The sequence below is a fragment of the Streptomyces aquilus genome (assembly GCF_003955715.1).
Taxonomy (GTDB): Bacteria; Actinomycetota; Actinomycetes; order Streptomycetales; family Streptomycetaceae; genus Streptomyces; species Streptomyces aquilus.
In genome coordinates this window covers 2942649-2961515 of the sequence record NZ_CP034463.1, presented here as the reverse complement: position 1 = coordinate 2961515, position 18867 = coordinate 2942649, and the positions used below count along the sequence as shown (strand labels likewise).

The 18867-nt window shown below is 72.0% G+C and carries 20 protein-coding genes; 11 read left to right on the top strand and 9 right to left on the bottom strand.

Features of this window, described 5'->3' with window-relative positions:
* Nucleotides 1-11: 11 nt before the first annotated feature.
* Together EJC51_RS13675 and qcrB are read left to right on the top strand one after the other, a co-directional pair.
* Complete coding sequence (locus tag EJC51_RS13675; protein WP_059197460.1) at nt 12-353, top strand: MerR family transcriptional regulator; 342 nt, start codon at nt 12-14, stop codon at nt 351-353.
* A gap of 49 nt (nt 354-402) precedes the next feature.
* Nucleotides 403-2052: a cytochrome bc1 complex cytochrome b subunit gene (gene qcrB / locus EJC51_RS13670; RefSeq protein WP_126271328.1), complete on the top strand. Its 1650-nt coding sequence runs from the start codon at nt 403-405 to the stop codon at nt 2050-2052.
* Here the strand turns inward: qcrB and EJC51_RS13665 are convergent.
* The gene (locus EJC51_RS13665; protein ID WP_126271327.1) at nt 2027-2971 is read right to left on the bottom strand and encodes an acyl-CoA dehydrogenase family protein; all 945 of its coding nucleotides are present in this window, start codon (nt 2969-2971) and stop codon (nt 2027-2029) included. The two genes, qcrB and EJC51_RS13665, sit on opposite strands and share 26 nt — an antisense overlap.
* A complete protein-coding gene (locus tag EJC51_RS13660; RefSeq protein WP_126271326.1) occupies nt 2971-4110 on the bottom strand; it encodes an acyl-CoA dehydrogenase family protein in 1140 nt (379 codons plus the stop codon). The genes EJC51_RS13665 and EJC51_RS13660 overlap by 1 nt, the downstream gene beginning before the upstream one ends.
* A 60-nt stretch (nt 4111-4170) precedes the next feature.
* On the opposite strand from EJC51_RS13660, the gene EJC51_RS13655 reads away from it, so the two are divergent.
* From EJC51_RS13655 to EJC51_RS13645, 3 genes are read left to right on the top strand one after another with little or no spacing between them, the layout of a single operon-like run.
* Nucleotides 4171-4956: an SDR family oxidoreductase gene (locus EJC51_RS13655; RefSeq protein ID WP_126271325.1), complete on the top strand. Its 786-nt coding sequence runs from the start codon at nt 4171-4173 to the stop codon at nt 4954-4956.
* 15 nt (nt 4957-4971) lie between these two features.
* Nucleotides 4972-5592: a TetR/AcrR family transcriptional regulator gene (locus EJC51_RS13650; RefSeq protein ID WP_126271324.1), complete on the top strand. Its 621-nt coding sequence runs from the start codon at nt 4972-4974 to the stop codon at nt 5590-5592.
* 36 nt (nt 5593-5628) lie between these two features.
* Nucleotides 5629-6786: an acetyl-CoA C-acetyltransferase gene (locus EJC51_RS13645; protein ID WP_126271323.1), complete on the top strand. Its 1158-nt coding sequence runs from the start codon at nt 5629-5631 to the stop codon at nt 6784-6786.
* Between the two features lie 4 nt (nt 6787-6790).
* On the opposite strand, the gene EJC51_RS13640 is transcribed toward EJC51_RS13645, so the two are convergent.
* The 4 genes from EJC51_RS13640 to EJC51_RS13625 are packed head-to-tail and all read right to left on the bottom strand — an operon-like array spanning nt 6791 to nt 10133.
* Nucleotides 6791-7840, bottom strand: coding sequence for an NAD(P)H-dependent flavin oxidoreductase (locus tag EJC51_RS13640; RefSeq protein WP_126271322.1), 1050 nt, complete (start codon nt 7838-7840; stop codon nt 6791-6793).
* The gene (locus EJC51_RS13635) at nt 7840-8556 is read right to left on the bottom strand and encodes a CoA-transferase subunit beta (RefSeq protein WP_126271321.1); all 717 of its coding nucleotides are present in this window, start codon (nt 8554-8556) and stop codon (nt 7840-7842) included. The genes EJC51_RS13640 and EJC51_RS13635 overlap by 1 nt, the downstream gene beginning before the upstream one ends.
* The gene (locus EJC51_RS13630) at nt 8553-9359 is read right to left on the bottom strand and encodes a CoA transferase subunit A (RefSeq protein ID WP_126276938.1); all 807 of its coding nucleotides are present in this window, start codon (nt 9357-9359) and stop codon (nt 8553-8555) included. The genes EJC51_RS13635 and EJC51_RS13630 overlap by 4 nt, the downstream gene beginning before the upstream one ends.
* A 15-nt stretch (nt 9360-9374) precedes the next feature.
* Nucleotides 9375-10133: an enoyl-CoA hydratase family protein gene (locus EJC51_RS13625; RefSeq protein ID WP_126271320.1), complete on the bottom strand. Its 759-nt coding sequence runs from the start codon at nt 10131-10133 to the stop codon at nt 9375-9377.
* 54 nt (nt 10134-10187) lie between these two features.
* Here EJC51_RS13625 and EJC51_RS13620 point away from each other — a divergent pair, with 54 nt between their 5' ends.
* Nucleotides 10188-10928, top strand: coding sequence for an SDR family oxidoreductase (locus tag EJC51_RS13620; RefSeq protein WP_126271319.1), 741 nt, complete (start codon nt 10188-10190; stop codon nt 10926-10928).
* Between the two features lie 81 nt (nt 10929-11009).
* Nucleotides 11010-11918 carry an SDR family oxidoreductase gene (locus tag EJC51_RS13615; protein WP_126271318.1) on the top strand — a complete coding sequence of 303 codons (909 nt, stop codon included), beginning with the start codon at nt 11010-11012 and terminating at the stop codon, nt 11916-11918.
* A gap of 6 nt (nt 11919-11924) precedes the next feature.
* Here the strand turns inward: EJC51_RS13615 and EJC51_RS13610 are convergent, their stop codons facing one another.
* Nucleotides 11925-12455, bottom strand: coding sequence for a MarR family winged helix-turn-helix transcriptional regulator (locus EJC51_RS13610; protein ID WP_126271317.1), 531 nt, complete (start codon nt 12453-12455; stop codon nt 11925-11927).
* 116 nt (nt 12456-12571) lie between these two features.
* On the opposite strand from EJC51_RS13610, the gene EJC51_RS13605 reads away from it, so the two are divergent.
* The gene (locus EJC51_RS13605) at nt 12572-14017 is read left to right on the top strand and encodes an MFS transporter (RefSeq protein WP_126271316.1); all 1446 of its coding nucleotides are present in this window, start codon (nt 12572-12574) and stop codon (nt 14015-14017) included.
* Nucleotides 14018-14064: 47 nt separating this feature from the next.
* Here EJC51_RS13605 and EJC51_RS13600 read toward each other — a convergent pair whose 3' ends face one another.
* Both EJC51_RS13600 and EJC51_RS13595 read right to left on the bottom strand, forming a co-directional pair.
* Nucleotides 14065-14946 (bottom strand): zinc ribbon domain-containing protein, encoded by an 882-nt coding sequence (locus EJC51_RS13600; RefSeq protein WP_126271315.1) that lies wholly within the window; start codon nt 14944-14946, stop codon nt 14065-14067.
* 45 nt (nt 14947-14991) lie between these two features.
* A complete protein-coding gene (locus EJC51_RS13595; protein ID WP_126271314.1) occupies nt 14992-16725 on the bottom strand; it encodes a glycoside hydrolase family 35 protein in 1734 nt (577 codons plus the stop codon).
* Between the two features lie 207 nt (nt 16726-16932).
* Between EJC51_RS13595 and EJC51_RS13590 the strand changes: the two genes are divergently transcribed.
* The 3 genes from EJC51_RS13590 (at nt 16933) to EJC51_RS13580 (ending at nt 18864) form a co-directional block, all read left to right on the top strand.
* Complete coding sequence (locus EJC51_RS13590; RefSeq protein WP_126276937.1) at nt 16933-17808, top strand: helix-turn-helix domain-containing protein; 876 nt, start codon at nt 16933-16935, stop codon at nt 17806-17808.
* A gap of 11 nt (nt 17809-17819) precedes the next feature.
* Nucleotides 17820-18170: a chorismate mutase gene (locus tag EJC51_RS13585; RefSeq protein ID WP_097262728.1), complete on the top strand. Its 351-nt coding sequence runs from the start codon at nt 17820-17822 to the stop codon at nt 18168-18170.
* 142 nt (nt 18171-18312) lie between these two features.
* Nucleotides 18313-18864 (top strand): response regulator, encoded by a 552-nt coding sequence (locus EJC51_RS13580; RefSeq protein ID WP_126271313.1) that lies wholly within the window; start codon nt 18313-18315, stop codon nt 18862-18864.
* Nucleotides 18865-18867: the final 3 nt, after the last annotated feature.

The window sequence follows — 18867 nt, the reverse complement described above, 5'->3', positions numbered from 1 at the left end:
AGGGGGATCACATGAAGATCGGGGAGCTCGCCAGGGAGACCGGAGTGAGCGTGCGGCTGCTGCGTTACTACGAGGAGCAGGGGCTGCTCGACGCCGGGCGCACCCCGGGCGGGCAGCGCGTGTACGACGCCGGCGCGCCCGTGACCGTACGCCGTATCCGTGCCCTCCTCGACGCCGGGCTGCCCACCCGGGTGATCCGTGAGGTGCTGGACTGCGTGTGCGGCAGCGAGGCCGAGGTGGAGCCCTGCCTGACACCCCTGTTGCTGGAGCAGCTCCAGGGGATCGAGGAGCGGATCGCGGATCTGGAGGGCTCACGCCGGTCGCTCACGCGGCTGCTCGCCCCGTTGGCTTAGCCGTACGACCGTGCCACCCTGAGGTTGATCCGACGGGAGGCGACGACGTATGGACGGCGCGCGATCGGTGAACGGACGGGCGGGCGGCCGGAGTTCGGGGCCGCCCGGCGGCGGGGAGAAGCTCGCCGACTGGGCGGACGGGCGGCTCGGTCTGTACGGGCTGGCCAAGGCCAACATGCGCAAGCTGTTCCCGGACCATCCGTCCTTCATGCTGGGCGAGATCTGCCTCTACAGCTTCATCGTCATCATCCTGACCGGCATCTACCTCACCCTGTTCTTCGAACCGAGCGGCGTCGAGGTCGTCTACAACGGCTCCTACGAACCCCTCAACGGGATCGTGATGACCCGGGCGTTCGAGTCCACGCTCGACATCAGCTTCGACGTGCGCGGCGGGCTGCTGATCCGGCAGATCCACCACTGGGCGGCGCTGGTCTTCGTCACCGGCATGCTCGTGCACATGATGCGGGTGTTCTTCACCGGCGCCTTCCGCAAGCCGCGCGAGGTCAACTGGGTGTTCGGCTGGACCCTGTTGATGCTCGGCATCATCACCGGCCTCACCGGCTACTCGCTCCCCGACGACCTGCTGTCCGGCACCGGCATCCGCTTCGCGCAGGGCGCCATCCTGTCCGTGCCGATCGTCGGCACGTATCTGTCGTTCTTCCTGTTCGGCGGGGAGTTCCCGGGGCACGACATCATCCCGCGGCTGTTCCCCATCCATGTCCTGCTGCTGCCCGGGATCATGCTGGGCCTGGTGACCGCGCATCTGATCCTGGTCTTCTACCACAAGCACACGCAGTTCCCGGGGCCCGGCCGCGACGAGAAGACGGTCGTCGGCATGCCGCTGCTGCCCGTCTACACCGCGAAGGCCGGCGGGTTCTTCTTCCTCGTCTTCGGCATGCTGGCGTTCATGGGCGGCATCGCCCAGATCAACCCCGTGTGGGCCTTCGGACCGTACCGCCCCGACCTCGTCACCACCGGCGCCCAGCCCGACTGGTACCTCGGCTTCTCCGAGGGACTGATCCGGGTGATGCCGGGATGGGAGATCAACGCCTGGGGCCACACGCTCCAGTTGGGCGTCTTCATCCCCTTCTCGCTCTTCCCGCTGATCCTGGCCGCCATCGGCGCCTATCCGTTCATCGAGGCCTGGATCACCGGCGACAAACGCGAGCACCACATCCTGGACCGGCCGCGCAACGTGCCCGTGCGCACCGGCCTCGGCGTGGCCTGGCTGAGCCTGTACGCGGTGCTGCTGATCGGCGGCGGCAACGACGTCGTGGCCACACATCTGCATCTGTCCATCAACGCGATCACCTGGTTCGTACGGATCGCCGTCTTCGTGGTGCCGGTGCTCGCGTTCGTCGTCACCAAACGGGTCTGTCTCGGGCTCCAGCGCCGGGACCGGGACAAGGTGCTGCACGGCAGGGAGTCGGGCATCATCCGGCGGCTGCCGCACGGCGAGTACGTCGAGGTCCACGAGCCGCTCGCGCAGGCGCAGTTGCACACCCTCACCCAGCACGAACAGAACGGCCACTACGAGATCGGCCCGCTCGTCGACGCCAACGGCGTCCGCCGCCCGGTCAGCACCTCCATGCGGGTACGGGCACGGCTGGCGCGGGCGATGTTCGGACCGGAGACACGGATCCCGAAGCCGACGGTGGAGGAGTACCGGCAGATCAGCAGTGGGGATCACCAGCACTGAGGACCGTGTCCCGGCACTCCTCGGGGCTGCCCCAGGCCGTGCGCAGGGTGCGGGCCTTGGTCAGCCACAGGGACAGGTCGTACTCCGCCGTGTAGCCGATCGCGCCGTGCAGTTGGAGGGCGGTGCGGGCGGTGGCGTACGCCGCCTCGCCTGCCGTGACCTTGGCGGCGGCGACGTCGGCCGGGTCGAGGGTGACGGCGGCGGCGAGCACGAGGGGCCGGGCGAACTCCAACGCGGTTTTGGCGGCGGCCAGTTGGTGCTTGACGGCCTGGAACGAGCCGACGGGGACGCCGAACTGGGTGCGCTGCCTGACGTAGCGGACCGTCTGGTCGAGGAGGGCGAGCCCGACGCCGAGGGCCTGCGCGGCGGTGGTGAGACGGGCCAGGAGGAGGGCTTTCGCCAGGGGTGGCTCGCTGGTGAGAAGGGCGCCGGGGGTGAGGGTCGTCAGGCGCCGGGCCGGGTCGAGGGACGGGCGCACCGGGCCGTGACCGGTGGCGGCGTGCAGGCCGTCGGGGGTGAGGACGAGACAGAGGTCGGCCGCGTCGCCGTCGAGCGCGTACGGGCCGCCGTACGCCACCGTCGCCAGGGTCTCTCCCGACACGAGCCGCTTGACGAGGTCGGGCGTGGGCAGCAGGACGGCGGCGGCGATGGTCTCGACGAGCGGGCCGGGGACGACATGACGCCCCAACGCCGTGAACGCCAGGGCGAGTTCGACCGGGCGGACGCCGACGCCGTCGTACTCCTCCGGGGCGGCCAGCGCGAACACGCCGGCCGCCGCGAGCCGGCTCCACAGGGCGCGCCCGCTCCCGTGCTCGCCGCGACTCCACTCCCGTACGACGGACGGCGTGTCCGCCCCGGTCAGCATGGACTCCAACGAGTCGGTGAACGCCCGCTGTTCGTCGTCGAGCACGAGCCGCATCAGCGTCGCCCCTTCGGCAGGCCCAGCAGGCGCTCGGCGATGATGTCCCGCTGGATCTCGTTCGTCCCCGCGTAGATCGGGCCGGCCAGGGCGAAGACGTACCGCTCCGCCCACTCCGTGTCCGCCAACTCGCCCTCCGCGCCCAGCAGATCGAGGGCCGTCTCGGTGAGCGCGATGTCGTACTCCGACCAGAAGACCTTGTTCAGGCTGGACTCCGGGCCGAGGGACGCGCCGTCGAGGAAGCGGGAGGCGGCGGCGTAGGTGAACACCTGGTAGGCGCGGGCGCCGATCAGGGCGTCGGCGACCCGGGTCCGCATGCCGTCCGGGCCGCCCCGGTCGCGCCACAGGGCGTGGAGGCGGTCCGCCGCCGCCCGATAGCGGCCGGGGGAGCGGAGCGTGAGCCCGCGTTCGTTGCCCGTCGCCGCCATCGCGATCCGCCAGCCCTGACCCGGCTCCCCGATCACGTCCGCGTCCGGCACGAACACCTCGTCCAGGAACAGCTCGGCGAACGCCGGCTTGCCGTCGAGACGGGCGATCGGGCGGACCGTGACACCGGGCGCCCGCAGGTCGAACATCAGGTACGTCAGGCCCTGATGGGGCTTCGCGGCGTCCGGATCGCTGCGGAACAGGCCGAAGGCGCGGTCCGCGAACGCGGCCCGGGACGACCACGTCTTCTGGCCGCTCAGCAGCCAACCCCCGTCCGTACGCACCGCCTTGGAGCGCAGCGACGCCAGATCCGAACCCGCCTCCGGCTCGGACCACGCCTGCGCCCAGACCACCTCACCGCGAGCCATCGGCGGCAGCACCCGCGCCCGCTGCTCCTCCGTGCCGTGGTCGAAGAGCGTCGGCGCGAGCAGGCTGATCCCGTTCTGCCCGACCCGGCCCGGCGCGCCCGCCGCCCAGTACTCCTCCTCGAACAGCAGCCAGCGCACCAGCCCCGCGTCCCGCCCGCCGTACGCCACCGGCCAGTCGACCACCGACCAGCGGTCCGCGGCCAGTTCGGCCTCCCACGCGCGATGGGCCGCGAAGCCCTCCGCCGTCTCCAGGGAGGGCAGCGAAGCGGTCGGGACATGGGCCGCGAGCCACGCCCTGGCCTCCTCCCGGAACGCCTGCTCCCCGGGCGTGAACGCGAGATCCATCGCCGAACCCTCCCGCCACCGAGCTTCCCTAACAAGTGTTTGGTAGGTTAGCGTGCCCCCATGACAGGCGTCGAGAGTCCGGTGTACGAGCCGGGGCACGGGCTGCTGAAGGGCCGCACCGCCGTCATCACCGCCGCGGCCGGCGCCGGGATCGGCGGGGCGACCGCGCGGCGCTTCCTGGAGGAGGGCGCGCGCGTGGTCGTCAGCGACGCGCATGTGCGCCGGCTCAAGGAGTGCGAGACCGAGCTCGCCCGGGAGTTCCCGGGCGCGGTGACGGCCGTGCCGTGCGATGTCACCGACGGGACACAGGTGACGGCGCTGTTCGAGGCCGCGGTGCGGGAGCACGGCCGGCTCGACGTCGTCGTCAACAACGCGGGGCTCGGCGGGACGTCCGACCTCGTCGACATGAGCGACGAGCAGTGGTCGCGGGTGCTGGACGTGACGTTGAACGGGACCTTCCGGTGCACGCGGGCGGCGCTTCGGCTCATGAGGGAGACCCGCGGCGGTGTCATCGTCAACAACTCCTCCGTCGTCGGCTGGCGCGCCCAGGCCGGGCAGGCGCACTACGCCGCCGCGAAGGCCGGCGTGATGGCGCTGACCCGGTGCGCGGCGATCGAGGCGGCCGGCTTCGGGGTGCGCGTCAACGCGGTCGCGCCCAGCCTCGCCATGCACCCGCACCTCGTGAAGGTGACGTCGGCGGATCTCCTGGAGGAGCTGACCGCGCGGGAGGCGTTCGGGCGGTACGCCGAGCCCTGGGAGGTGGCCAACGTGATCGTGTTCCTGGCGTCGGGCTACTCGTCGTATCTGACGGGAGAGGTCGTCGCCGTCAGCTCCCAGCACCCGTAGGACGAGAATGGATCTGTGCCGACCAAGAAGAAGCCCCAGGTGACCGCCGCCCCCGCCCGGCGGCGCGAACTCCTCGACACCGCCGCCGAGGTCTTCGCCGAGCAGGGCTACAACGCCACCACCGTCCGCAAGATCGCGGACCATGCGGGCATGCTCGCGGGCAGCCTCTACTACCACTTCGACTCCAAGGAGTCGATGCTCGAAGAGATCCTGCGGACCTTCCTCGACGAGCTCTGGGCGGGTTACGACACCGTCCTGGCGGCCGAGTCGGGCCCGCGCGAGACCCTCGAAGCCCTTGTCACCGAGTCGTTCCGGGAGATCGACCGGCACCGCGCCGCCGTCGCGATCTACCAGAAGGAGAGCAAGCAGCTCGTCGCGCAGGAGCGGTTCGGGTTCCTCGTCGAGTCGCAGCGCAGGTTCGAGAAGGCGTGGCTGTCCACGCTGGAACGCGGGGTCGCCGCCCAGGTCTTCCGGGCCGACCTCGACATGCGGCTGACGTACCGCTTCGTGCGCGACACCGTCTGGGTCGCCGCGTCCTGGTACCGGCCCGGCGGACAGCACAGCCCGGAGGAGATCGCCCGGCAGTACCTGTCGATGGTGCTGGACGGGATCGCCGTACGCGAACAACCCCAATAACCCCGATCAAGTGCCCCTTTATGCAAGGGAGTTGTCATGGGCGAGGCCTACATCGTCGAAGCGGTGCGGACGCCCGTCGGGCGGCGCAAGGGAGGACTGAGCGCGGTCCATCCGGCCGACCTGGGAGCGCATGTGCTCAAGGAACTCGTCGCGCGGGCGGGGGTCGATCCGGCCGCCGTCGAGGACGTCGTCTTCGGATGCCTGGACGCGGTGGGGCCGCAGGCCGGGGACATCGCGCGGACCGCGTGGCTGGCGGCCGGGCTGCCCGAGGAGGTGCCGGGCGTGACCGTGGACCGGCAGTGCGGCTCCTCCCAGCAGGCCGTGCACTTCGCGGCCCAGGGCGTGCTGTCCGGGACGCAGGACCTCGTCGTCGCCGGCGGCGTGCAGAACATGTCGATGATCCCGATCGCCTTCGCGACCCGGCAGGCCGCCGAGCCGCTCGGGCTGACGCAGGGGCCGTTCGCGGGCAGCGAGGGCTGGCAGGCGCGGTACGCGGGCAAGCCGGTGAACCAGTTCGTCGGCGCCGAGATGATCGCCGCGAAGTGGGGGATCAGCCGGCAGGACCAGGAGGAGTTCGCGCTGCGCTCCCATCAGCGGGCGCTGCGGGCGATCGACGAGGGGCGCTTCGCGCGGGAGACCGTGGCGTACGGGGACGTCGACGTCGACGAGGGGCCGCGCCGGGACACCTCGCTGGAGAAGATGGCCGCGCTGAAGCCGGTCGTCGAGGGCGGCACCATCACGGCCGCCTGCTCCTCCCAGGTCTCCGACGGCGCGGCGGCGATGCTGCTGGCCTCCGAACGGGCCGTACGGGAACACGGGTTGCGGCCCCGCGCCCGCGTGCACCACCTGTCCGTCCGCGGCGAGGACCCCATCCGCATGCTCACCGCGCCCATCCCGGCCACCGCCCACGCCCTGAAGAAGACCGGCCTGTCCATCGACGCCATCGACCTCGTCGAGATCAACGAGGCCTTCGCACCGGTGGTGTTGGCGTGGCTGAAGGAGACGGGCGCCGACCCGGAGAAGGTCAACGTCAACGGCGGTGCGATCGCGCTGGGGCATCCGCTGGGGGCGACGGGCGTGAAGCTCATGACGACCCTGTTGCACGAACTGGAGCGCACGGGAGGCCGGTTCGGGCTCCAGACCATGTGCGAGGGCGGCGGGCAGGCCAACGTGACGATCATCGAGAGGCTCTGAGGCTTCACGGAGTGGCGGGGAGGCCCGAGATGACCTCCTCGGCCTCCTTCATGACCCGCTCCACCAGCTCCGCGCACGACGGCAGGTCGTCGATCACCCCGGCGACCTGCCCCGAGGCCATCACCCCGAGGTCCGTCCGGCCGTCCACCATCGCGGACTTGAGCAGCATCGGCGTGTTGGCGGCGAGCAGCACCTGGCTCCAGGTGAGCTCCTTGCCGTGCTTCATGGCGAGGCCGTCGCGCAGCATCCGGCGCCAGGTGAGCCCGGACAGGGCGCGGTAGCCGGCCGCCCTGCGCACCGCGTGCAGCAGGCGCCGCGGACGGCCTGACCGTTCCAGGGAGTTGACCAGGTCCGTGCGGAGCATGCGGTGCGGCAGTCCGTCCACCGCGCGGGTCACCGTCACGTCCTTGACGCCGGCCGCGAGATAGCGCCGCTTCACCGCGTCCGGCACCGTCGAGTCCGACGTCAGCAGGAACCGCGTCCCCATCGCCACGCCCGCCGCCCCGTACGCCAGCGCCGCGACCAGCCCGCGTCCGTCGAAGAAGCCGCCCGCCGCGACGACCGGGATGCCGACCGCGTCGACGACCTGGGGGAGCAGTACGGTCGTCGCCACGTCGCCGGTGTGCCCGCCGCCCTCGCCGCCCTGCACGATCACCGCGTCCGCTCCCCATGCCGCGACCTTCTCGGCATGGCGGCGGGCCCCGACGGACGGGACGACCACGACGTCCGCCGCCTTGAGCCTGGCGATCAGGTCGGGGGAGGGCGCCAGTGCGAACGACGCCACCCGGACGCCCTCGTCCAGCATGATCGACACGCGCTCCCCGGCGTCCGCCGCGTCCGCCCGCAGATTCACGCCGAAAGGTGCGTCCGTACGGGACTTGACCTCCCGTATCGCGTCCCGCAGCTGGTCGAGCGTCATCGTCGCGGAGGCCAGGATGCCCAGCGCGCCCGCGTTCGCCGTGGCCGACACCAGGCGGGGGCCCGCGACCCAGCCCATGCCGGTCTGCACGATCGGGTGGCGGACCCCGACGAGCCGGGTCAGTGCCGTGTCCATCAGACGGCGACCTCCCTGGCGCGGGCGCCGGCCGGGTCGAGCACCTCGCGGATCAACTTCAGTTCCTGGGCGGTCGGTTCGCGGGTGTACGGCACCTCGGAGGGGAGACTGAGCGGGAAGCCCGTCGCCTCCGTCACCTGCTCGACACTCACCCCCGGATGCAGCGAGGCCAGCCGCATCGAGTGGTCCGGCGTCGCGAAGTCGAAGACGCCGAGGTCGGAGACGACCCGCGGGATGCGGTGATGACGCGCGCCGGCGGCATGGTCGTACCCCACCCCGCACACCATGTCGACCTTCTCCACGAACACCCGCCGGGAGTGCTTCGGCACCCAGTAACTCGTCGGGTTGTTGAGGGTGTTGACCGGCGCGCCCCGCACCCCCAGCAGCTGCCGTCTCGGGCGTTCCCAGTCGCCGATGCAGGAGATGTTCTGGTTGCCGTACCGGTCGATCTGGCTCGCCCCCATCATCACGTGCCGCCGCCCGCCGGTGACCAGGGCCAGATGCTGCCGGTACGGCAACCAGCCCTCGACGGTGCCCTCGGCGTCCACGATCATCGCCTCGCCGTCGGTCAGCAGCAGGTCCGGTGCGAAGGTGAGGCGGGCCAGCCGGGCGCCCACGGAGGGGATCAGGCCCATGGGGCTCGCCAGGATCTCGCCCGCGTCGCGCCAGGCCTCGGCGCAGGCGATCACGCAGTACTCGGCGCGGGTCGCGGTCACGTCGTCCTCCCGTCGAGGTACTTCGCGGCGAACTCCGGCCAGGGTGTGGTCGCGTACGCGCGCTGGGCGTCCTCGTCGCGGCCGTAGTCGGGTGCGCAGGACGTGAAGTGCGCGCCGCCCGGCGCCTCGACGACCCCGGTCACCACGTGCCGTTTGAGCAGCAGCGACTGGGGTGGCCCCTCCTTCGCGAACTCGGCCGTCCCGACGACCCGTTCGCAGGAGACGTACGCCGCGTCGGCCGCCTCGCAGAAGAGGTCGTCGAAGTACGGGTCCGGGCCCAGGTACTGCCCGTTGCCCTGCCGGTCGGCGCGGTTGACGTGGACCAGGGCCGCGTCGAGTCGCAGGGCGGGCACGGCGACGAACGTCTCGCCGTCGTCGTACGGCGAAGTCACCGTCCGCAGCCCGGGGTTGACCCGCATGACGTCCGAGCCGAGGCCGGCCCGCACCGGCAGGAACGGCAGCCGGTTGGCGGCGGCGTGCAGTCCCCACATGAACATCGCCTCGTCGATCTCCGTCAGTGCGAAGGCGCCGCTCTCGCGGGCGGCCCGGTAGTGGGGTTCGAGGGGGATGGAGTCGAGGGTGACGAAGGGGGCCACGAGTGCGCGCAGGCGTCCGGCGGCGGCGAGCATGCCGACGTCCGGGCCGCCGTACGAGACGACCGTGAGATCGGTGATGCCGGTGCGCAGCAGCGCCCGCACCAGCTCCATCGGCTTGCGGCGGGAACCCCAGCCGCCGATGCCCAGGGTCATGCCGCTCTGAAGACGGGAGACGGCCTCGTCGGCGGTCATGGTCTTGTCGGTCATGGTCTTGCGGCTCACCTAGGAATCACCCTTCCCGAACCTGCTGCGCACCCGGTCCGCGACCCCGCTCACGCTCGCCTCGAACGTGAATCCCTGCTCGAAGCGGTAGCTGCGGCGGACGTCGACCGGGTCGATGCCGTTGATGGCGGCCTTGGCCAGGCGCAGCAGCTCCCCGTCCTTCGCGGCGATCTTCCGCGCCAACCCCAGGGCCGCGTCGAGCAGTTCCTCACGCGGCACGACCGCCCACACCGACCCGTGCGCATGCAGCTCGGCCGCCGTGACGGTGCCCGAGGTGAAGTACAGGGCGCGCATGAGGTGCTGGGGGACCAGCCGGGCCAGATGGGTGGCGGCGCCCAGGGCTCCCCGGTCCAGCTCGGGCAGCCCGAAGGTGGCGTCCTCGCTCGCCACGATCACGTCCGCGTTCCCGACCAGTCCGATCCCGCCGCCCAGACAGAAGCCCTGCACGGCCGCGACCACCGGGACCTCGCACTCGTACACCGCCGAAAAGGCCTCGAAGCAGCCGCGGTTGACCCCGACCAGGGCGTCCGCGCCCCGCGCCTGGAGCTCCTTGATGTCGACGCCCGCGTTGAACCCCCGCCCCTCGGCGGCCAGCACCACACAGCGCGTGCCCGGATCACGGCCGGCGGCGCGCACGGCGTCGGCCAGTGCGTACCAGCCGTCCACCGGAAGGGCGTTCACCGGCGGGAAGTCGACCGTGACGACGCAGATCCCGTCTCCTCGGATCCCTTTTTCCTCGGATGAGGTGGAGACACCCATGGAAGCATCAGCTACCTTTCCACCAAACGTTTGTTAGGTGGAGGGTAGCGGCGAATGGAGCTGAAGGGGAGGGTCGCCGTCGTCACCGGAGGAACCCGGGGCGTGGGCGCCGGGATAGCGCGCTCCTTCGCCGAGGCGGGCGCCCAGGTCGTGGTCTGCGCCCGCCGCCCGCCCGAAGTCCCGCTCAAGGGAGCGGAGTTCATGCCCCTCGACGTCCGTGACCACGACGCCGTGCACGCCTTCTTCGCCGCTCTGCCCCGCGTCGACGTGCTCGTCAACAACGCGGGCGGCGGCCCCTACCGGCTGCTCACCGACGTGGACGCGGCACGGCACGCGCGCGTGATCGAGCTCAACCTCCTCGCCCCGCTGACGGTTTCCCTCGCCGCGTACGACCACCTCAGACGCGCGAAGGGCTCCGTCGTGATGGTCGGCAGCGTCAGCGGCAGCCGCCCCTCGCCCGGATCGGCGGCGTACGGGGCGGCGAAGGCCGGGCTGGAGAACCTCGCCCGCTCGATGGCGGTGGAGTGGGCGCCGGACGTCCGGGTCAACACCCTGGTCGTCGGCATGGTCCGCACCGAACTCGCCCACCTGCACTACGGCGACGAGCGGGCACTCGACGCCGTGTCGCGCACGGTCCCGCTCGGGCGCCTGGCCGAGCCGGCCGACGTCGGCGCCGCGGCCGTGTTCCTCGCCTCGGACGCCGCCGCGTACCTCAGCGGGGCCTCGCTCCTGGTGCACGGGGGCGGGGAGCGGCCGCTGTTCCTGGATGCCGCAACTGCCCACAGGGAGACGTGAGATGAGCGGAATCTGCGACCACTGCCGACAGGAGACGTGAGATGAGCGGAATCTGCGACCACTGCCGACAGGGGACATGAGATGAGCGGAATCTGCGACGGCCGGGTCGTCGTCGTCACCGGGGCGGGGCGGGGGCTCGGCCGCGCCCACGCGCTGGCCTTCGCGGCGGCGGGAGCGCGGGTCGTGGTCAACGACCTCGGCGTGGGGCTGGACGGCACGCCCGGCGCCGACAGCCCGGCGGCACGGGTCGTGGCGGAGATCCGCGCGGCGGGCGGCGAGGCGATGGCGCACGGCGGCGACATCGCGACGACCGAAGGCGCGCGGAGTCTGATCGCGACCGCCGTGGAGAGGTACGGCCGCCTCGACACCCTCGTCAACAACGCCGGTTTCCTGCGCGACCGGATGCTGGTGAACCTCGACGAGGACGACTGGGACGCGGTGCTGCGGGTCCACCTGAAGGGCCACTTCCTCCCGCTGAAGCACGCGGCGGCGCACTGGAGGAGCGAGGCGAAGGCGGGCCGTACGCCGGTGGCCCGGATCATCAACACCAGTAGCGGCGCCGGGCTGTTGGGCTCGCTGGGGCAGGGCAACTACAGCGCCGCGAAGGCCGGGATCGTCGGGCTGACGCTGGTCGCCGCCGCCGAACTCGCCCGTTACGGCGTCCAGGTGAACGCGATCGCGCCCGCGGCCCGGACCCGGATGACGGAACGGACCTTCGCGGAGACGATGGCGGCGCCCACCGCCGGGTTCGACGCGATGGCCCCCGAGAACGTCTCGCCGCTCGTGGTCTGGCTGGGCTCGGCGGCGAGCGAGGGCGTCACCGGGCGGGTCTTCGAGACGGAGGGCGGCCGGGTCACGGTCATGGAGGGCTGGCGTCCCGGTCCGAGCGCCGACAAGGGTGCGCGCTGGGATGCGGACGAAGTCGGGGACGCCGTACGGAAGTTGCTGGCGTGCGCCGAGCCGCCGGGGGCGGTCTACGGGACGACGTAGGAAGTCCTACTCGGCGAGGCGCTCCGCCGCCTCGCGCTGGTGCTCCGTCATCACGTCCAGGAAACGGATCACCGTCTCCAGCTCCTCCGTGGTGAACCCCTCGCACTTCTTCGCGATCTCGACCGCGTAGTCCTCGAAGAACCCGAAGAGCTCCGCGAGCTTCTCGCGGTTCAGCTCGACGAGCACCCGGCGCTTGTCCGTGGGGTGCTTGACCCGGCGCACGATGCCCTTGGCCTCGAGCCGGTCGACCAGGCCGGTCACGGAGGCGGGGGCCAGCCGGGTCAGTTCGGCGAGTTCCTTCGCGGTGAGCGGGCCGTGCCGCTCCAGGAAGTCGAGGGCCTTCGTCTCTGTGGGGTTCAGGCCCTGCCGGGCGGCGACCGCGGCGTGGAACATCACCGTGGCCCCGCTGTTCTCCCGGCCGGCTGTGAAGAGGCGCAGCAGGGTGTCGGCGCGCCGCTTGTCGTCCCTGGGGACGGCCCGCTCCAGGTTCGGGACGGGGCCGTTCGAGGTGGGCCCGCTCGCCGTGTCGCTGCTCATGGCGCCAGGCTAGCAAAAAGTTCGTTCGGTCGAACTAACTACTTGCGATCAACGTGGCGCCGATGCAAGTCTTTCGTTAGGTCGAACGAAATAAATAACCGATGGGGGAACCCGCCATGACGACCACAGGCCTCACCACCACACCACCCGCCACCGCCGAGCCCCCATACCCCCGCCGCTGGGCCGCCGCGACGGTCATGATGATCGCCGCCCTGATGGACCTGCTCGACGTGACGATCGTGAACGTCGCGATCCCGTCCATCGGCCGCGACCTGCACGCCACACCCACCGACCTGCAATGGCTGATCTCCGCCTACCTGCTCGGCTTCGCGGCCACGCTGATCGTCTCCGGCCACCTCGGGGACCGCTTCGGCCGCCGGGGCCTCTTCCTCGCCGGCACCGCCGGGTTCGGGCTCGCCAGTCTCGGCTGCGGGATCGCCCAGACGCCCGGACAGCTGATCGCCGCGCGCGCCGTGCAGGGGGTGATGGCAGCCGTCCTCATGCCGCAGGTGCTCGGCTCGTTCCGGACGCTGTTCCACGGCAAGGAACGCGGCGCCGCCTTCGGGATGTACGGCGCGGTGGCCGGGTTCGCCTCGGCGGTCGGCCTGCTGCTGGGCGGGCTGCTGACCGACGCCGACCTGTTCGGGCTCGGCTGGCGGTCGGTGTTCCTGGTGAACGTGCCGATCGCGATCGCGACGCTCGGGGCGGGCCTGCTGCTGGTGCCGTCGACCAAGGAGCGGTCGGCCGGGCGGCCGGACGTGCTGGGCAGTGTCGTGCTGGCGGGCGGGCTCGTCGCCATCGCGCTGCCACTGGTGCAGGGGCGGGAGAACGGCTGGCCGCTGTGGGGCTGGAGCTGCCTCGCCGCCGGGGTCTGCGCGATCGTCGGGCTCGCCGTGTTCGAGGCGCGGCGGCGCCGGCCGGGGACGACACCGCTGCTGCCGGGGCGCGCGTTCCGCTCACCCGCCTTCTCCGTGGGGGTCGTGGTCCAACTGGTCTGCTCGGTCGGGATGCAGGGCTTCTTCCTGGTCTTCATCGTCTGGCTCCAGGGCGGCCAGGGCTACTCGCCCCTCCAGGCCGGGGTCGTCGCCGTCGCCTACTCGGCCGGGGCGTTCCTGACCGCGCCCGTCGCCGACACGCTCGCCACCAAGTACGGGCGCTGGGTCCTCGGCGCCGGAGCGCTGCTGATGGCGGGCGGCTTCGCCTGGGTGTGGGCGGCGGTCACCGGCGCGGCCGACACCCACACCGGGGCGTGGCCGCTGGTGCCGGGCCTGGTCGTCGCGGGCGCCGGGCTCGGCTTCCTCGTCGTACCGCTGGTGAACGTGGTGCTCTCCGCGGTGCCCGGCGAGCTGGCCGGCGGCGCCTCCGGCATCCTCTCCACGGCCCAGCAGTTCGGCGGCGCCCTCGGCGCGGCGATCATCGGCACGGTCTTCTTCGCCCACGCCGACGACGGCCTCACCCACGCGCTCACCACGGCGATGCCCTGGGTGACCGGCGGATTCGTCGCCTGCGGGCTGCTGTGCGCGGCGCTGCCTCGGCGGGCGGTCAGCGGCTACGAGGGGTAGGGGAGGACACGGACGAGCCCCTGGGGGAGCCGCCCCCGGGGGCTCCGTCACGTGTCGCACTCCCACACCGTCCGGCACACCCCGCACCGCGCCCGCATCCGCCCCCGCACCGGCACCCGGATCTTCTGATGGCAGGTCGGGCAGGGAAAGGACACCCGCAGCTGCCCGCCCCCGTCCGGACTGAACGCGTACGGCACCCCGGCCGGCGCGGCCGCCGCATGCTTTCGCTCCCGCGCGTACCGCCGCCGCCCCGCCCACCCCGCCGCGGTCAGCGGCGGCTGCTGCTCGTCCTCCCGCGCCCGCGCCATCCCCTTCACATACGCGGTGTAGGCCTGCGGGCTGGTGAACCACACCGACGGGTCCTCCCCGAACACCAGCGACCGCTTGGCGAGGACGTACCCGAACTCCTCCGGCGTCAGATACCCCAGCTTCTGCGAGGAGGCGGAGTCCTCCCGGTACGCGTCCAGCAGCAGCCACCCGGCACCCAGATACGTCGCCGCCGTGTCCGTGAGGATCTCGTTGTCCCGGGTCCCGGGGAAGGACAGCCCGAGGCGGTGCAGATACACATGCATCACCTCGTGCGCGAGCGCCGCCCCGATGTCCCGCCGATGCGTCCGGAACCGGTCGTTGAGTTCGACGAAGTACTCGGGCCCGGCGGCGAGTTCGACGTTCGCCGCATGCGTCATCTCACGGAAGCCGACGATCATCCGGGCGTCGGGGAGCCGGTAGTGCCGCACCATCTCGCGCGCCACCCGCTGCGCCCCCAGATGGAGATCGTCGGTGTCGCAGAACGCCACATCCGCCGGGACTACGCTGGTCGCGAAGGTCTGGACGGTGTCGTACGACAGCCGTTTCCACAGCGCGGTGATCGCGGCCCGCACCGTCTCCAGATGCGGATACCCGTGCTCGACCGGTCCGTCGTTCGCCACGCCCATACCCCCAAGACGCCGAGAACCCGTTCCCACTCTACGAGGTCATCGGCTCCGGACGTACGGCGCCGAAGCCGCCCGCTCCAGCTCAAGAACCCACACGTCGTTCACCCCGTCCCGCAGTACCGGGCCGGGCACGTACAGCGACCGCTGCGGGCCCACGCACCAGTACCGGCCGAGGCTGAAGCCGTTGATCCACACGAAGCCGCGGGTCCAGCCCGGCAGTTCCAGCAGCGCGTCGCCGGCGCCGTTCACGTCGAGAGTGCCTCGGTACAGGCCGGGGGCCCCGTCCTCGGGAAGAGCTCGTAGCCGCACGTCATCGACGGCGTCCAACGCGTCCAGCCGCAGCCCACGCGCGCGTACCCCGTGCAGATACTGCCGCTCGTGCAGCAGCCCGCCGGTGATCCCCTTGGACTCCCCGGTGCGCGGCCCGTAGTTGACCCGCCCCAGCGACTCCACCCACAGCTCCACGCGCGCGTGCCCGGCGACCGGCTCCTCCAGCCGCTCGTCCGCCTCCGTCAGCACCCCGGCCCGCTCCCCGTCGACGTACACCACGGCCAGATCGCGCAGCCCGCGCGCGAGGAACGGGTAGGGCTGCCGCGGCCCCGGCACGGTCACCTCGTAGCGCACCAGCCCGCGGTCCACGTCCAGTGCCTCGAAGGACGGCGGGACGGGGGAGGTGACGACCGGCCCGCCCCGCGCCTCCAGCACGTCCGCCAACGGCGCCCACCCCGCGAGCTCCACCTCCGCGCCCGCTGCCAACTGCGTCGGCAGCGGCGGGAGTTCGGGCAGCGGGCCGTCCGCGTACGGGGCCAACACCTCGCGGAAGCGCCAGAACTTCTCCGTCGGGTGCCCGAACTCGTCGATCGGGGCGTCGTAGTCGTACGACGTCACATCCGGCTCCAGCACCCCGTCGTGCAGATCGCCGCCGCCCCGGTTCGCCCCCGCCCAGCCCGCGAAGCTCGTCCCGCCGTGCGCCATGTACAGGTTCACCGACGCACCGCACTCCAGGATCTCCCGCAGCGCCGCCGCCGCGTCCGCCGGATCCCGTACGACATGGCCGGCGCCCCAGTGGTCGAACCAGCCGCACCAGAACTCCATGCACATCAACGGCCCTTCGGCGCGGTGCCGGCGCAGGGTCGCGAAGGCCTCCCGGGCCTGGGAGCCGAAGTTGACCGTCGCCAGCATCCCGGGCAGCGAACCGCCGGTCAGCATGTGGTCCTCGGGGCCGTCCGAGGTGAACAGCGGAACCGTGACACCGGCCGCGCGGATCGTCGAGGCCAGCCACCGCAGGTACTCCGCGTCCGAGCCGTAGCTGCCGTACTCGTTCTCCACCTGCACCATCAGCACGGGACCGCCCCGGTCGACCTGCCGTGACACGACCTCGGGCAGCAACCGGCCGAACCACCGCTCCACCTGCCGCAGATACACCGCGTCGCTCGTCCGCGCCCGCCCCGCCAGCCAGTGCGGCAGCCCGCCGTTCTCCCACTCGGCGCAGATGTACGGGCCAGGGCGCACGATCGCCCACAGCCCCGCCGCCCGCGCCGCGTCCAGGAACCGGCCCAGGGCCGCCACGTCCTCGTACCTCCCCGGCCGCGGCTCGTGCAGGTTCCACGGCACGTACGTCTCCACACAGTTCAGGCCCATCGCCCGCAGCATCGCCAGCCGGTGCCCCCACTGCGCCTCGTGCACCCGGAAGTAGTGCAGCGCGCCGGACAGCAGCCGCACCGGCCGCCCGTCCAGCAGAAACTCCTCGTCCCCGACCGTGAACTCGCTCATACGCCCCACCCTCACCCCTGGTGTCGATCACCGTCCATGGACAAAGATCGACGGGACTTGGACCGAAGACCGGCGGGACGTGGACCGAGGATCGGCGGGACCTGGTCCGGAGATCGGCGGGACCTGGTCCGAGGATCGGCGGGACCTGGTCCGGAGATCGGCGGGACGTGGACCGAAGGGAGAGACCCGTTGACGTACCACACCTGGATGCGGTTCTTCACCCCCGGCCCCGCCCACCACCGCCTCGGCCTGGTCTGCCTCGGCGTCGGCCTCCAGTACGGTGCCCTGCCCACCGTCGGCCCCCGCGTCCTCGACCACCACGTCGCCGTCGTCATCAGCACCGGACACGGCTGGTACGCCCACCCCGACGGACGCCGTACGACCATCACCGCACCCGCCCTGCTCTGGCTCACCCCCGGCACCCCGCACCACTACGCACCCGACCCCGGCACCGGCTGGGACGAGGGCTTCGTCGACTTCACCGGGCCCGCCACCGCCTCCTACACCGACCTCGGCTACATCGAACCCGACCGCCCCGTCGTCCCCCTCTCCGACGCCGCCGCACCCCGCGCCGTCATCGGCCGCATGGCCCGCGCCGCCCGCCGCGACAACCCCCTCCTGGAGGTCGAGACCGGCGCCGCCGTCCACGAACTCCTCGTCGCCCTGCGCCGCGCCCGCGCCGACCTCACCCCCGACGGCGAACAACTCCTCAAGGCCCTCGCCCGCGACGCCTGCCTGCCCCTGTCCGTCGCCGACCACGCCGCCCGGCACGGCATGACCCTCGCCGAACTGCGCACCGCCGTCCGCCGCGGCGCCGGTTGCAGCCCCAAGGACTACCTCCTCGGCATCCGCCTCGGCCGCGCCAAGGAACTCCTCGCCACGACCGAACTCCCCGTCGCCGCCGTCGCCCGCCGCGTCGGCTACGACGACCCCGCCTACTTCTCCCGCCTGTTCACCCGCCGCGTCGGCACCCCACCCGTCCGCTTCCGCGCCCAGCAGGGCCGCGTCGTCCCCGGCGGCTGGAGCGACCGGGTACCCGACCCCGAGGATCCGCCGATCATCCCCGGCACCTGGGCACCGTAGGGTTGACGCCCATGACCACCAGCAACCCCGGTACCGGTGCCGTCGACCCCGCCGTGCGCGAGGAACTCGCCCGGCTGCGCGACAGCATCGACAACATCGACGCGGCCGTCGTCCACATGCTCGCCGAACGCTTCAAAGCCACCCAGCAGGTCGGCCTCCTCAAGGCCCGGCACCAGCTCCCGCCCGCCGACCCGGCCCGCGAGGCCCGCCAGATCGAACGGCTGCGCAGCCTCGCCGAGAACGCCAAACTCGACCCCGCGTTCGCTGAGAAGTTCCTGAATTTCATCATCGCCGAGGTGATCCGCCACCACGAGCGCATCGCCGAGAACGCCACCAACGGCACCACGCCCACAGCGAACTGACCTCCCCGGACGTCCCCCAGGGCGTGACAGAACGCCCCCCGCAGGGGCATGCTGCGCTGTGCACTCCTTGTCAGCTGCCGGGCACGCACGGTCAGCGCCTCGGACATAAGCTGGTTGTCCCATGCGGGAGGGACGTCGGGCCATGCCGTCGGATGCCAAGATCCTCATCGTCGACGACCACGAGGACACGCTGTACGCGCTGGAGAGCGCCCTCGCCCCCCTGGGCTACCGGCTCGGCAGGGCCACCAGCGGCGACGAGGCCCTCAAACAGGTCCTGCGCGGCCAGGTCGGCCTGCTCCTCCTCGACGTCCGCATGCCCGGCGTCAGCGGCCTCGACGTCGTCCGCTACATGCGTCGCGTCGAACAGACCCAGCACATTCCCGTCGTCCTGCTCACCGGCTTCGGCCCCGACCAGGAACTCACCGCCACCGCCTTCGCCCTCGGCGTCGCCGACCTCGTCATGAAACCCATCGACCCCTGGACCCTGCGCACCAAGGTCCGCTACCTCTACGACACCCACCGCCGCCGGCTCGCCCTCGAAGAGGAGAACCGCGCCCTGCGCGCCCTCGTCAAGGACGGCCCCGAAGCCCCCGGCCGCCCCGCCCGCCCCGCCCTGCCCCACCCGGACCCCCGCGTCCCCGTCCAGCGCGCACAAGGGGCGCACACCGACAGTCTCGAACAGGACCGGACATAGGCC